Consider the following 12,781-nt stretch of genomic DNA (forward strand, 5'->3'; position numbering starts at 1 on the left):
CGCTACCGGGGCGGCGCGTCGTCCGGGTCCTCCTCGGGCACCTCGGCGGCCTGCTCGACGACGTCGGCCTCGTCGGCGAGCCCGTCGAGGTCGGGGCGGGGTTCGTCGGGTCGGTGCTCGAGCGGGTCGCGCGCCGCGTCGACGACGCGGTCGTCGGGGGGCGTGAGCCCCGCGTCGTGGAACGACTCCTCGCCAGGGACGGTGCTCATGAGAACTCCTCGGTCCGGGGACCTTCATGGTCACGCGGCCCACGGGTGCTCGCCACCGGCAGCACCGCCCAGGTCGCGCGCGTCCAGCCGCCGAACGCCGCGCGCCGGGCCGCCGACGCGCCCGGGGCGAGCACGTCGCGCTCGGGCACCCGGTGCAGGCCGCCCGAGCCCGGTTCGAGCACGGTCCACACGGGGTCCTCGTCCAGGCCCTGCGCGGGGTCGGTGACGAGCACGACGTCGGTCACGAGCACGACGTGCCGCGGGACCGGCGCCGGCCGACCGCCGCCCACGTACAGGGGCACGGGGACGCCCTCGCGGACGGCCGCCGCCACGGCGCGCAGGGTCGCCCTCCCCCGCCGGGTCCGGTCGGCGACGGGCACGTGCCGGTAGCGCACCGGCCCCCACCGGGCCGTGCGGGCCAGCCCCCACGGCGGGGTGCCGAGGGCGCGCGGCCACGCCGGGAGACCGTGCCAGGTGGTCGCGGCGCGGTGCGCGGCCCGCTGGAGGTCCCGCCAGGCCTGCTCGCCGCCCTCCCGGACCCGCTCCTGGACGCGGACGTCGCCCGCCGCGGCCAGCGCGACGAGCACCGCCGCGCCGCACGTCGTCCCGTCCACCTGGCGGGCGCGCACACCACCGACGGTCGCGAGGCGCGGGTAGGCGTCGCGCCCGGACCGTCCGCCGCCCGACGGCACGCCCGACGGCACCCCCGACGGCACGCTCACCCGCGCAGGATCGACGCGACGACCGCGGCCGCGCCGACGAACCCGAGCGTCGCGACGAGCACGACCATACGCACGAGGAACCACCACCCGTGCAGACGCCCGTGCGAGGGCACGCCGCCCTGCGGGGCCCGGAACACGAAGGGCAGGAACGCCGCGGCGGCGATGCCGACGGCGACCACCGCGATCCAGTGCGTGTCCATGCGCACGCCGGTCGCCGCGAGCACGAGCGAGCCGATCGTCACGGACAGCACGGTGCGCTGCCAGGCGAGCGCGGTCCGCTCGGGCTGCGCGCCGGAGTCGCGCTCGACCATCAGAACGCCTCGAAGAACGCGTAGACGCAGAGCCCGAGGCCGAACCCGATGACCCCGACCACGAGCACGGGCAGCGACGTCGGCGAGGGCAGCGGCTCGCCGAGCCGCATGGCCCGCTCGTTGCGCCGCCACGCCACGAGCGACCACAGCGCAAGGCTCGCACCCCCGAGGCACGCGAGGCCCGCGACGACGTCGAGCACGCCCGAGAGGTTCGCGAACGTCGCGAACGACGTGAGCGCGACGCCCCCGGCGACCAGGCTCAGCCCGGTGCGGATCCACGCGAGCGCGGTGCGCTCGTTCGCCATCGAGAACCGGTAGTCCGGGTCGGTGCCGACGCCGTAGACGTCGTACGGGCGCCGAGCGCGCACGTGCTGCGCGGCGTGCTCGGCGGTGTGCTCGGGCACGTGCACGGGCTGCGGGTCGAGCCGCTCGGTCGGGCCGTCGGCGACGTCCGGGTCGACCGGTGCGTCGTCGTCGCGCCCGCGGTCCGTCTCGTCGTCCATGCCGCCCTCTCCGTCGGTTCAGGCCACCCGGTCGATGACGACCTCGGTGCGTCCGGCACCATCCTCGCCCACGGACCAGGCGCCCGCGAGCGCCTCGTGGGCACGGGCGAACTTCTCGGGCGTGTCGGTGTGCAGCGTGAGCAGCGGGTCGCCCGCGCGGACGACGTCGCCGGGCTTGGCGTGCATCTCGACGCCCGCGCCGGCCTGCACCGCGTCCTCGCGACGCGCGCGGCCCGCACCGAGCCGCCAGGCGGCGACGCCGACCGCGTAGGCGTCGAGCGAGGTCAGCACGCCGTCGTGCGCGGCCCGCACCACGTCGGTCTCGCGCGCGAGCGGCAGGGGCGCGTCCGGGTCGCCGTCCTGCGCGGTGATCATGCGGCGCCACACGTCCATCGCGCGCCCGTCCGCGAGGGCGGCGCGGACGTCGTCCTCGCTCGTGGGGCGGTCCGCGCCCGCGAGCATCTCGACCGCGAGGGCGACCGTGAGGTCGACGACGTCCGCCGGCCCGCCGCCCGCGAGCACCTCGACCGACTCGCGGACCTCGAGCGCGTTGCCCGCGGTCAGGCCGAGCGGCGTCGACATGTCGGTCAGGAGCGCGACGGTGCGCACGCCCGCGTCGGTGCCGAGGTCGACCATGGTGCGCGCGAGCTCGCGCGCCGCCCCGAGGTCCTTCATGAACGCGCCCGAGCCGACCTTGACGTCGAGGACGAGGGCGCTCGTGCCCTCCGCGATCTTCTTGCTCATGATCGAGCTCGCGATCAGGGGGATCGCCTCGACCGTGCCGGTCACGTCGCGCAGCGCGTAGAGCTTGCGGTCGGCGGGCGCGAGACCGCTGCCCGCCTGGCAGATCACCGCGCCGACGTCCTCGAGCTGGCGCAGCATCTCGTCGTTGCTGAGCGCGGCGCGCCAGCCGGGGACGGACTCGAGCTTGTCGAGCGTGCCGCCCGTGTGCCCCAGGCCCCGGCCGCTGAGCTGAGGGACTGCGACGCCGAACACCGCGACGAGCGGGGCCAGCGGCAGCGTGATCTTGTCGCCGACGCCGCCCGTGGAGTGCTTGTCGGCGGTCGGGCGGGACAGCCCCGCGAAGTCCATGCGCTCGCCCGAGGCGATCATGGCTGCGGTCCAGCGCGAGATCTCGGTGCGGTCCATGCCGTTGAGCAGGATCGCCATCGCGAGCGCCGACATCTGCTCCTCGGCGACCACGCCGCGGGTGTAGGCGTCGACCACCCAGTCGATCTGCGCGGCGTCGAGGGTGCCGCCGTCGCGCTTGGTCCGGATCACGTCGACCGCGTCGTGGGTCTCACTCATGCGTTCGCTCCTGCTCTGCTCGGCTCGCCGACCCGGTCGGGCCGGCCGGTGCGGGGCGCCGCGTCGGCGTCCCGGTGCTCTCGGTGTCCTGTCGTGCTCTCGCTCCCGTGACGCCGCGGACCTCGGGCGGGCGCCCGCATCACCTCACCGGGCGAGGTCCTCGGGCCCGAACGCGTCGGGCAGCACCTGCGCCATGGTCCGCAGGCCCTGCACGGTCTCGAGCACGAGGTCGCGCCCGCCGTGCTCGTGCAGGAGCTGGCGGCAGCGCCCGCAGGGCATGAGCACGGTGCCGTGCCGGTCGACGCAGGTGAACGCGACGAGCCGCCCGCCGCCGCCGGTCACGAGCGCACTCACGAGCGAGCACTCCGCGCACAGCGTGACGCCGTAGGCCGCGTTCTCGACGTTGCAGCCGACCACGACGCGCCCGTCGTCGACGAGCGCGGCCGCCCCGACGGGGAACCCCGAGTAGGGCGCGTAGGCGAGGGTCATGGCCTCGGTCGCCGCGGCACGCAGCGCGTCCCAGTCGACGTCCAGGTCGGGGGCGGGCACCCCGGTCACCCCTTCACGTACGGCTCGCCGGCCGCGGCGGGACCGCGGACGCGCCCCACGAGCCCGGCGACCGCGAAGATCGTCACGATGTACGGCAGCATCAGCATGAACTGGTTCGGGATCGGGGTCTGCAGGACTCCGAGCACCTGCTGGAGCTTGTCGGCGAAGCCGAAGAGGAGTGCCGCGGTCAGCGCGCCCACGGGCGACCAACGCCCGAGGATCATCGCCGCGAGCGCGATGTAGCCCTTGCCCGCGGTCATCTCCTCGCCGAACGCACCGACCGAGCCGATCGTGAAGAACGCGCCGCCGAGGCCTGCGACCGCGGAGCCGAGCAGGACGTTGCCCCACCGGGTGCGGTTGACGTCGATGCCCACCGTGTCGGCCGCCTGGGGATACTCGCCGACGGCGCGCACTCGCAGTCCCCACCGCGTCCGGAACAGCGCGACGGCGATCACGGCGACCGCGACGTAGAGCAGGTACACGATGATCGTCTGACGGAAGAGCACAGGACCCAGGACCGGGATCTGCGACAGCCCCGGGATCGCGATCGTCTCCAGGCGCGGCGGCGAGTTGAGCTGGGCCGCGTTGTCCTTGAGGACCGACCCGAACAGGAAGCTCGTGAGGCCCACCGCGAAGACGTTGAGCACGACCCCCACGATGATCTGGTTGACGTGGTACTTGACCGTGAACAGGGCGAGCATCGCGCCGATGACGAGCGCGAACGCGGGCGCCGCGACCAGGCCGGCGTAGGGGTTCCCCGTGACCGACCCGATCACGGCCGCACCGAAGGCACCCGTGAGCAGCTGCCCCTCGATCGCGATGTTGACGACGCCCGCGCGCTCGTTGAGCAGGCCGCCGAGCGCCCCGAAGGCGAGCGGGACGGCGAGGAGCAGCGATCCCTGGAGCAGGCTCACGAGCGAGGTCGACTTGTCGGTCACCGCCCAGGTGAGGAACGTGAGGACCCAGATCGCGCCGAACGCCGCGAGCACCCACGTGGGGACCTTCCGCCCGCCGCGGACGCGGAGCGCGCCGTAGGCGGCCAGCGCGAGCGCGACGAGCGACAGCACGATCGCGGTCGCCTTGGACGGGAGCTCGACCGGGTCGAACCGCACGAAGTCGCTCGACGTCGAGATCCCGAACGTCGTCGTGCCGCCCGAGTCCGGCAGCAGACCGAACAGCACGAGCGACAGCACGCCGAACGCGAGCATCACCACGGGGCCACGCATTGACGCGCCGGCGCCGACCGTGACGTCCTGCCGCCCGGGTGCGTCCTTGGTCTCGATCACGCTCATGCTGCGACCTCCTTCGATGCGCCGGTGCGCGGGGCGGGCAGGTGGAAGATCGCCCGCACCAGCGGGGGTGCCGCGATGAACAGCACCACGAGCGACTGGATCACGAGCACGATGTCGATGGGCGTCCCGGTCGAGACCTCCATGACGCGCCCGCCGACGTTCAGCCCGCCGTAGAGCAGGCCGGCAAGGAAGATCCCGAGCGGTCGCGAGCGGCCGAGCAGCGCCACGGTGATGGCGTCGAAGCCGAGCGAACCGGCGATCCCGTCCGTGAGGAACTTCTCGGTGCCGAGTACCTGGGTCGCCCCCGCGAGGCCCGCGAGCGCACCCGAGACGATCATGACGAGCACGAACGTCGCGGTCACGCTCATGCCCGCGGTGCGCGCGGCGTGGGCGTTCGACCCGACGGCCCGGAACCGGAACCCGATGGTCGAGCGCGACATGAGCCACCACACGAAGACGGCCGACAGGATCGCCAGCAGGAAGCCCGCGTTGAGCCGGAACCCGTCGCCGAGGAGCAGCGGGAGCTGCGCGGTGCTCTTGACGCTCGGGCTCTTGGGCTGGTTGCCGGTCGAGAAGGCGTCGGTCGTCAGCAGGAACTGCAGGAGGTACAGGGCGACGTAGTTGAGCATGATCGTGACGATCACCTCGTGCGCGCCGGTGCGTGCCTTGAGGAGGCCGGCGATCCCCGCCCACAGGCCACCGGCGATCACGCCGCCGAGCAGCGCGACGAGGAGGTGGATCCCGACCGGGAGGTTCCAGGTGAATCCCACGAACCCGGCGATCGTCGCACCCATGATCACCTGGCCCTGGGCACCGATGTTGAAGAGCCCCGCACGGAAGCCGACCGCGACGCCGAGCGCGGCGATGATCAGCGGGGTCGCGGCGGTCATCGTCTCGGTGAGCGGCTTGATCGCGCCCGAGACGGTGCTCGCCTCGTAGTTGAAGACGGCCCCGCGGAACAGTGCGGCGTACGCCTCGCTCACCGCGCTCCAGGCGGCCGTGAAGAAGTCCGCCGGACGAGCGAACAGGTACGACGCCGCGTCGGCGACGTCGTCGTCCACCGCGATGATCAGGAGGCCGCCGATGACGAGCGCCAGGACGAAGGCGAGGAAGGTGACGCCGAACGTGCCGGTGCTCACCTCGCGCAGGACCTGGGCCGCGCGGTCGCCGTTCCCGGACTTGCTCCCTGCGGGCCGCTCCGGGCCGGGCGCTGGGTCCGTCGCCCCGGAGGGCGGTGCAGGCTTCGCGGCGCTCACAGGGTGTCTCCCGTCTCGTCGGTGATCTCTGGTGCAGCGGCGTCGTCCGGGACCGGTCCGGCGTCGGACGCCGCAGGGTGCGCGCTCTCGTGGGCCGCGGCCTCACGGGTGGCTTCCGCGAGCGGGACGCCGGCCATCATGAGGCCGAGCACGGCGCGCGGGGTGTCCCCCGGCACGATCCCGACGATCCCGCCCTCGTACATGACGGCGATCCGGTCCGCGAGCTCGGAGACCTCGTCGAGCTCGGTCGAGACGATGATCACGGGTGTGCCACCGTCCCGTTCGGCGACGATCCTGCGGTGCAGGAACTCGATCGACCCGACGTCGACGCCGCGCGTCGGCTGGCTCGCGATGAAGAGCTTGAGGGGTCGCGACAGCTCGCGGGCCACCACGACCTTCTGCTGGTTACCGCCCGAGAGCCGGCCGACCTCCTGGTCGGGGCCCTGCGTGCGCACGTCGTACTCCTCGATGCGGGCGCGGGCGTTCTTGCGGATGGCGCGCAGGTCGAGGCTCACGCCGCGCGAGTACGGAGCGGTCCCGACGAGGTCGAGCACGAGGTTCTCGGCGACCGTGAAGTCGAGGACGAGCCCGTCGACCTTGCGGTCCTCCGGGACGAACCCGAGCCCCGCGCGCAGGATCTGGTCGGTGCGCAAGCCTCTCAGCTCGACGCCGTCGAGCACGATCGAGCCGGACTCAGACGCCCGGACCCCGAGGATGGCCTCGGTGAGCTCGGTCTGGCCGTTGCCCTGGACGCCGGCGACGGCGAGGATCTCGCCCTGGGCGACGGCGAAGGACACGTCGTCCACGACGGCCTGGCCCGCGGCGTCGCGCACCGTGAGGCCGTTCACGACGAACGTCTGATCGCCCGGCGTCGCGGGCGCCTTGTCGAGCCCGAGGGACACCGACCGGCCCACCATGAGCTCGGCGAGCTCGTTCTCGGACGCCGACGGGGCAGCGGTGCCGACGACCGCGCCGCGCCGGATGACCGTGATGGTGTCCGCGACCGCCTTGACCTCGCGCAGCTTGTGCGTGATGAAGACGATCGAGGTCCCCGCGACCTTGAGCTGGCGCATGATCTCGATGAGGTCGTCGGTCTCCTGCGGGGTGAGCACCGCGGTCGGCTCGTCGAGGATCAGGACCTTGGCCTCCCGGGCGAGGGCCTTGACGATCTCGACGCGCTGCTGGACCCCGACGGGGAGGTCCTCGACGACCGCGTCCGGGTCGAGCCCGAACCCGAACCTCGCCGAGAGCTCGGCGACGCGGCGCCGCGCCGTGGGCAGGTCCAGGAAACCGCCCTTGGTGTCCTCGTGCCCGAGCATCACGTTCTCGGCCACCGTGAAGACGGGGACGAGCATGAAGTGCTGATGGACCATCCCGATCCCTGCGGCGAGCGCGTCGCCGGGACCTCGGAAGGTCCGTTCGGCACCGTCGAGGAGGATCCTGCCCTCGTCGGCGGTGTAGAGGCCGAAGAGCACGTTCATGAGCGTGCTCTTGCCCGCACCGTTCTCCCCGAGCAGCGCGTGGACCTGACCCGGTTCGATCGTCAGGTCGATGCGGTCGTTGGCCACGAGCGGCCCGAAGCGCTTCGTGATCCCCTGCAGTTCGAGCTTCACCTGCGATCTCCTTCCGGGCCGCGACGTCACGACGCCGTGCTCCCGACACTAGTGCGGCATGAACGAGCCGACCCGGCGAAGGGCCGGGTCGGCTCGCTGCCCGGCGTGCGCCGGGTCGAACTGCGGGACTACTTCGGGGAGTTGTCCGACTCCACCGTGATCGTCCCGGAGATGATGTCCTGCTTGAGCTGCTCGACCTCGTCCTTCAGCTCCTGCGGGACGTCGCCGTCGAACTCGTGGTACGGGGCAAGGCCGACGCCGTCGTTCTCGAGCGTGCCGACGTAGGGCGTGTTGTCGAACTTGTCGTCGACGGCCCCGGTGATGACGTCCTCGACGCCCGGACCGATCTGCTTCATGACCGAGGTCAGGATGAGGTCGGCGGAGTCGGGGTTCGTCTCCGCGCCGTCCGAGTCGACCCAGATCACGGAGACGCCGTCGGCGTCCTTCGCCGCGGCAAGCGTGCCGAGGCCGACCGGACCCGCGACCGGGAGGATGATGTCGGCACCCTGGTCGATGAACGTCGTCGTCAGCTGCTGTCCCTGCGACTGGTCCTCGAAGCCGCCGGCGAACGAACCGTTCTGCGCCTCCTTGTCCCAGCCGAGCGTCTTGACGTCGGTCCCCTTGACCTCGTTGTACTTCGCGACGCCGTCGACGAACCCGTCCATGAACACGGTGACCGACGGGATCTGCAGACCGCCGTAGGTGGCGACCGTCCCGGTCTTGGACATGCCGGCGGCGAGGTAGCCCGCGAGGTAGGAGGCCTGGGCGGTGTCGAAGCTGATCGGCTTGACGTTGTCGAGCTCGATGGTGTTGCCGTCCGCGTCCTGCGCCGTCGAGTCGACGATGCCGAACTCCACGTCGGGGTTGGCGGTGGCCGCGTCGCCGGTGGCGGTCGCGAGCAGGAACCCGACGGTGACGACGAGGTTGCAGTCGGCCGAGATCAGGTTGTCGATGTTCGGCGCGAAGTCGGAGTTGGACTGCGACTCGGCGGTCGCCGTCTCGATGCCGAGGTTCTCCTCGGCCGACTTGAGTCCGTTGAACCCCGACTCGTTGAACGACTTGTCGTCGAACCCGCCGGCGTCCGAGACCATGCAGGCCTTGAAGTCGCTCGCGTCGGCGCCGCCGTCGCCCCCCGCCTCGTCCTCGGGCGCGGTTCCGCACGCGGACAGTGCGAGGGCTGCGATCCCAGCCAGCGCGGTGATCGTGGTCGCTCTCTTCACGTGAAGCTCCTGTCGTGTTCGTTCGCACGACCGCCGGAGTTGGAGACCGCGACCGCCCCGCGCGCCGTTGCACGGTCCGGTCACGGCGCCTGGCGGTCCGTTCGCTCGAACCCTAACCAGAGCGCGCACCGCACGACGTTACCCACGGGTAACGCGGCGGTTTCGTTACGCAAGCGTCATCGGGCGTCTCGCGACCGCCCCCGTCGTGTCCACCCAGCGAGACGCGAGGGCCGTCCGTGCATTCAGCGGTTCGTGCACTCAGCCGTCGACGCACTCAGCCGTCGATGCACTCAGCCGAGCGCGATCCGCGCCAGGAGCGCCACGCCCACGTCGATCGCCTGCTCGTCGACCCGCAGGTCGCCCTGGTGGATGTCGTACGTGCGCCCGCCGGGCGTGCGCGTGCCGAGCCGCGCGAGGGCGCCGGGCACCTTCGTCAGGTACCAGGCGAAGTCCTCGCCGCCGAGCGACTGCTCGGTCAGCACGACCGAGTCCGGGCCGACGACGTCGCGCGCCGCCGCCTCGATGCGCGAGGTCGCCGCCTCGTCGTTCTCGACGGGCGGCACGCCGCGCGTGTGGTGCACCGACACCTCGACGTCGTACGGCGCGGCGACCTGCTCGACCGCGTCGTGCAGCACCTGCGCGGCGAGCTCCCACGCGCGCACGTCGAGGCAGCGCAGCGTGCCTCGGAGGGTGCCGGTCGACGGGATCGCGTTGGGCACGTTGCCCGCGTGCACCGCCCCCCAGGTCAGGTTCACGCCCGAGCGCGGGTCGGTGCGTCGTCCGAGGATCGCCGGGACCTGCGTCACGACCTGCCCGAGCGCGTACACGAGGTCGCCCGTGAGGTGCGGGCGCGAGGTGTGCCCGCCGCGCGACGTCAGGGTCACCGAGACCTGGTCGCTCGCCGAGGTGATCGGGCCGATGCGCGTGCCCAGGAGCCCGACGTCGATCTTGGGCTCGCAGTGCAGCGCGTAGATCTCGCTCACGCCGTCGAGCGCGCCGGCGTCGATCACGTCGAGCGACCCGCCGGGCATGACCTCCTCGGCGGGCTGGAAGATCAGCCGGACGCCGCGCGAGAGCTCGCCCGCACGGTCGAGCTCGGCGAGCACGAGGCCCGCACCGAGCACGACCGTGGTGTGCACGTCGTGCCCGCACGCGTGCGCGACGCCCTCGACGGTCGAGGAGAACGGCAGGTCGCACGCGTCGTCGAGCGGCAGCGCGTCGATGTCCGCGCGCAGCGCCACGCGCCCCGCTCCGCGGTCGTCGCCGACGTCGCACACGAGGCCCGTCCCGGGCAGCAGGCGCGGGCTCAGGCCGGCGAGGCGGAGCCGCTCGGCCAGGACGGCGGTCGTGCGCACCTCGGTGCGCGCGACCTCGGGGTGCGCGTGGATGTCGCGCCGCACCTCGACGAGCTCGTCGCGCAGCGTCGCGACGAGGGCGTCGACGCGGCGGGCGGTCTCGGACTGCGGGGCTGACGCGTAGGGGCTCACACGCCCGAGGGTAGTCCTCGAGGTCAGAGCAGCTCGTCGAGTCCCAGGTCGTGGAGCGCGTCGACCATCTGCTTGACCTTCTGCGCGCGCGCCCGCGTGGTGACGAGCAGCGCGTCGGGCGTGTCGACGACCACGACGTCGTCGAGGCCGAGCACCGCCACGACCCGGTCGCCCGGCACGACGACCGACCCGGCGCTGTCGATGCGCACGACGTCCGCGCCGTCGCCGAGCACCTTGCTGCCCGCGCCGTCGACCGACGGCAGCAGCGCCGCGAGCGAGTTGAAGTCGCCGACGTCGTCCCACCCGAACGTCCCCGGCACGACCGCGACACCCCCGAGGGCGGCGACCGGCTCGGCGACCGCGTGGTCGATCGCGATCCGCTCGAGGCCCGGCCACGTCGCGGCCACGACCTCGTCGCGCGCGGGCGAGTCCCACGCGGCCGCGATGGTGCGCAGCCCGTCGTGCAGCGCGGGACGCTCGCGCGCGAGGTGGTCGAGCAGCACCGAGGTGCGCACGATGAACATGCCCGCGTTCCAGCGGTACTGGCCGGTCGCGAGGTAGGCGCGCGCGGTGTCCGCGTCGGGCTTCTCCGTGAAGCCCTGCGCGTGCAGCGCGGTCGGCGCCGAGAGCACCCCGAGGCTCTCGCCCGAGCGCACGTACCCGAACGCGGTCGACGGGCGCGAGGCCGCGATGCCGATCGTCACGACGTACCCCTCGCGCGCGGCCTCGACCGCCTCACGCACGGCCTGCTCGAACGCGTCGGTCCCCGAGATCACCTGGTCGGCGGCGAACGAGCCGATCACCACGTCGCCGTGCCGCTCCTGCAGCACGGCCGCCGCGAGACCGATCGCGGCCATCGAGTCGCGCGGCGAGGGCTCGGCCAGCACCGCGTCGTCCGACAGGCCGGGGAGCTGGGTGCGCGCCGCGGCGACGTGCCGCTCCCCCGTCACGAGCACGACGCCGTCCTCGCCCGCGAGCGGCACGAGCCGGTCGACCGTGCCCTGCAGGAGCGAGCGGCCGCTGCCCGTGAGGTCGAGGAGGAACTTGGGCGCGTCGCGGCGCGAGAGCGGCCACAGCCGGGTCCCGGCCCCTCCCGCGGGCACGACGGCGTAGAAGTCGGCGATCGGCGCGCTCGGGGTTCCCATGCCCGGAATCCTACCGACGCCAGGTGTCGGACGACGTCCCCGACCGCCGTCCGACACGTGACCACGACGCCCGGGAGGAGTTCCCGGGAGCGACGCCGGACCCCTGTGGCATCGGTCACAAACTCTGCACGAATACCTCACATCCCGGCCCTGGGGTGCCGAACCCCGCGGTCGGGTCATTAGAGTGGACGAGCAGAGAACGGACATCCGCGCTGCCGGCGCGCCCGAGATCCTCCGACGACGGAGGGGTCTGGACGCCGGGACGTGGCGGTCCATCCCCCCGGATCTCGTCACAGGAGGCCACACCGTGCCAAGTGCACCTGCTGGCACGTTGTACCGCGGCCGCGAAGGCATGTGGTCCTGGGTCGCGCATCGCGTGACCGGCGTGCTGATCTTCTTCTTCCTGCTCGTGCACGTGCTCGACACGGCGCTCGTGCGGGTCTCGCCCGAGGCGTACAACGCCGTCATCTCGACCTACCAGACCGAGATCATGGGACTCGGGGAGGCCGGCCTCGTCGCCGCGATCGTCTTCCACGCGTTCAACGGGATCCGGATCATCCTGGTCGACTTCTGGGCCAAGGGCCCGAAGTACCAGCGCGTGATGCTCTGGGTCGTGATCGGTCTGTTCGCCGTGACGATGGCCGGGTTCCTGCCCCGTCACCTCATGAACGTCTTCTCAGGGGGTCACTGATGGCTGCCGGCACCCCGGACCTCGCCGCCCCGCGCGAGGCCTACCGTCGCAAGAAGTCGACGCGCACCAACTACGAGCTCTACGGCTGGGTGTTCATGCGCGCCTCGGGCGTCGTGCTCCTGGTCCTGATCTTCGGGCACCTGTTCGTCAACCTGATGGTCGGCGACGGCGTCCACGCGATCGACTTCGCGTTCGTCGGCGGCAAGTGGACGAGCCCGTTCTGGCAGGTCTGGGACCTGCTCATGCTCTGGCTCGCGATGATCCACGGCACCAACGGCGTGCGCACGATCATCAACGACTACGCCGAGCGGGACACGACTCGCCTCGTGCTCAAGCTCGCGCTGTACCTGGCGTTCACGATCGTCGTCGTCGCCGGCACGCTCGTGATCTTCACCTTCAGCCCCTGCCCCGTGGGTGCGGACCCCAGCCTGCTGCCGTCCGTGTGCTTCTCGTGACCGTCCGGTCCGCACGCACC

At 72.5% G+C, this 12,781-nt stretch carries 14 protein-coding genes; 2 read left to right on the plus strand and 12 right to left on the minus strand.

Annotated features, from left to right (window positions below; all coding sequences use genetic code 11):
* Positions 1 to 2: 2 nt before the first annotated feature.
* The 12 genes from CLV28_RS00895 to CLV28_RS00950 all read right to left on the minus strand — a co-directional run bounded on the left by CLV28_RS00895 (position 3) and on the right by CLV28_RS00950 (position 11,615).
* Positions 3 to 209, minus strand: a complete 207-nt coding sequence (locus tag CLV28_RS00895; RefSeq protein WP_100421436.1) for a hypothetical protein — start codon at positions 207 to 209, stop codon at positions 3 to 5.
* A complete protein-coding gene (locus CLV28_RS00900; protein WP_100421437.1) occupies positions 206 to 931 on the minus strand; it encodes a hypothetical protein in 726 nt (241 codons plus the stop codon). Before CLV28_RS00900 ends, CLV28_RS00895 begins: the two co-directional genes overlap by 4 nt.
* Positions 928 to 1,242, minus strand: coding sequence for a DUF202 domain-containing protein (locus CLV28_RS00905; protein ID WP_100421438.1), 315 nt, complete (start codon positions 1,240 to 1,242; stop codon positions 928 to 930). Before CLV28_RS00905 ends, CLV28_RS00900 begins: the two co-directional genes overlap by 4 nt.
* The gene (locus tag CLV28_RS16240) at positions 1,242 to 1,745 is read right to left on the minus strand and encodes a YidH family protein (RefSeq protein ID WP_100421439.1); all 504 of its coding nucleotides are present in this window, start codon (positions 1,743 to 1,745) and stop codon (positions 1,242 to 1,244) included. Before CLV28_RS16240 ends, CLV28_RS00905 begins: the two co-directional genes overlap by 1 nt.
* 18 nt (positions 1,746 to 1,763) lie before the next feature.
* A complete protein-coding gene (locus CLV28_RS00915; RefSeq protein ID WP_100421440.1) occupies positions 1,764 to 3,053 on the minus strand; it encodes a thymidine phosphorylase in 1,290 nt (429 codons plus the stop codon).
* A 144-nt stretch (positions 3,054 to 3,197) separates the two neighbouring features.
* Positions 3,198 to 3,602 (minus strand): cytidine deaminase, encoded by a 405-nt coding sequence (locus tag CLV28_RS00920; RefSeq protein WP_275405072.1) that lies wholly within the window; start codon positions 3,600 to 3,602, stop codon positions 3,198 to 3,200.
* A 5-nt stretch (positions 3,603 to 3,607) separates the two neighbouring features.
* Positions 3,608 to 4,894, minus strand: a complete 1,287-nt coding sequence (locus CLV28_RS00925) for an ABC transporter permease (RefSeq protein ID WP_100421441.1) — start codon at positions 4,892 to 4,894, stop codon at positions 3,608 to 3,610.
* The gene (locus CLV28_RS00930) at positions 4,891 to 6,150 is read right to left on the minus strand and encodes an ABC transporter permease (RefSeq protein ID WP_100421442.1); all 1,260 of its coding nucleotides are present in this window, start codon (positions 6,148 to 6,150) and stop codon (positions 4,891 to 4,893) included. Before CLV28_RS00930 ends, CLV28_RS00925 begins: the two co-directional genes overlap by 4 nt.
* A complete protein-coding gene (locus CLV28_RS00935) occupies positions 6,147 to 7,763 on the minus strand; it encodes an ABC transporter ATP-binding protein (protein WP_100421443.1) in 1,617 nt (538 codons plus the stop codon). Before CLV28_RS00935 ends, CLV28_RS00930 begins: the two co-directional genes overlap by 4 nt.
* Before the next feature lie 128 nt (positions 7,764 to 7,891).
* The gene (locus tag CLV28_RS00940) at positions 7,892 to 8,983 is read right to left on the minus strand and encodes a BMP family lipoprotein (RefSeq protein ID WP_157802441.1); all 1,092 of its coding nucleotides are present in this window, start codon (positions 8,981 to 8,983) and stop codon (positions 7,892 to 7,894) included.
* 290 nt (positions 8,984 to 9,273) lie between these two features.
* Positions 9,274 to 10,470, minus strand: coding sequence for an amidohydrolase (locus CLV28_RS00945; protein WP_100421444.1), 1,197 nt, complete (start codon positions 10,468 to 10,470; stop codon positions 9,274 to 9,276).
* 23 nt (positions 10,471 to 10,493) lie between these two features.
* Complete coding sequence (locus CLV28_RS00950; RefSeq protein WP_100421445.1) at positions 10,494 to 11,615, minus strand: mannose-1-phosphate guanylyltransferase; 1,122 nt, start codon at positions 11,613 to 11,615, stop codon at positions 10,494 to 10,496.
* A gap of 307 nt (positions 11,616 to 11,922) precedes the next feature.
* On the opposite strand from CLV28_RS00950, the gene sdhC reads away from it, so the two are divergent.
* Together sdhC and CLV28_RS00960 are read left to right on the plus strand one after the other, a co-directional pair.
* Positions 11,923 to 12,306 carry a succinate dehydrogenase, cytochrome b556 subunit gene (sdhC, locus tag CLV28_RS00955; RefSeq protein ID WP_100421446.1) on the plus strand — a complete coding sequence of 128 codons (384 nt, stop codon included), beginning with the start codon at positions 11,923 to 11,925 and terminating at the stop codon, positions 12,304 to 12,306.
* The gene (locus CLV28_RS00960) at positions 12,306 to 12,761 is read left to right on the plus strand and encodes a succinate dehydrogenase hydrophobic membrane anchor subunit (RefSeq protein WP_100421447.1); all 456 of its coding nucleotides are present in this window, start codon (positions 12,306 to 12,308) and stop codon (positions 12,759 to 12,761) included. Before sdhC ends, CLV28_RS00960 begins: the two co-directional genes overlap by 1 nt.
* Positions 12,762 to 12,781: the final 20 nt, after the last annotated feature.

The sequence above is a fragment of the Sediminihabitans luteus genome (genome assembly GCF_002797595.1).
Classification (GTDB): domain Bacteria; phylum Actinomycetota; class Actinomycetes; order Actinomycetales; family Cellulomonadaceae; genus Paraoerskovia; species Paraoerskovia lutea.

Coding starts and splice junctions, on each gene's coding strand:
- CLV28_RS16240 (WP_100421439.1), bottom strand. CDS start 1,745: ATGGACGACGAGACGGACCGCGGGCGCGACGACGACGCACCGGTCGAC.
- CLV28_RS00905 (WP_100421438.1), bottom strand. CDS start 1,242: ATGGTCGAGCGCGACTCCGGCGCGCAGCCCGAGCGGACCGCGCTCGCC.
- CLV28_RS00895 (WP_100421436.1), bottom strand. CDS start 209: ATGAGCACCGTCCCTGGCGAGGAGTCGTTCCACGACGCGGGGCTCACG.
- CLV28_RS00915 (WP_100421440.1), bottom strand. CDS start 3,053: ATGAGTGAGACCCACGACGCGGTCGACGTGATCCGGACCAAGCGCGAC.
- CLV28_RS00950 (WP_100421445.1), bottom strand. CDS start 11,615: ATGGGAACCCCGAGCGCGCCGATCGCCGACTTCTACGCCGTCGTGCCC.
- CLV28_RS00960 (WP_100421447.1), top strand. CDS start 12,306: ATGGCTGCCGGCACCCCGGACCTCGCCGCCCCGCGCGAGGCCTACCGT.
- CLV28_RS00925 (WP_100421441.1), bottom strand. CDS start 4,894: ATGAGCGTGATCGAGACCAAGGACGCACCCGGGCGGCAGGACGTCACG.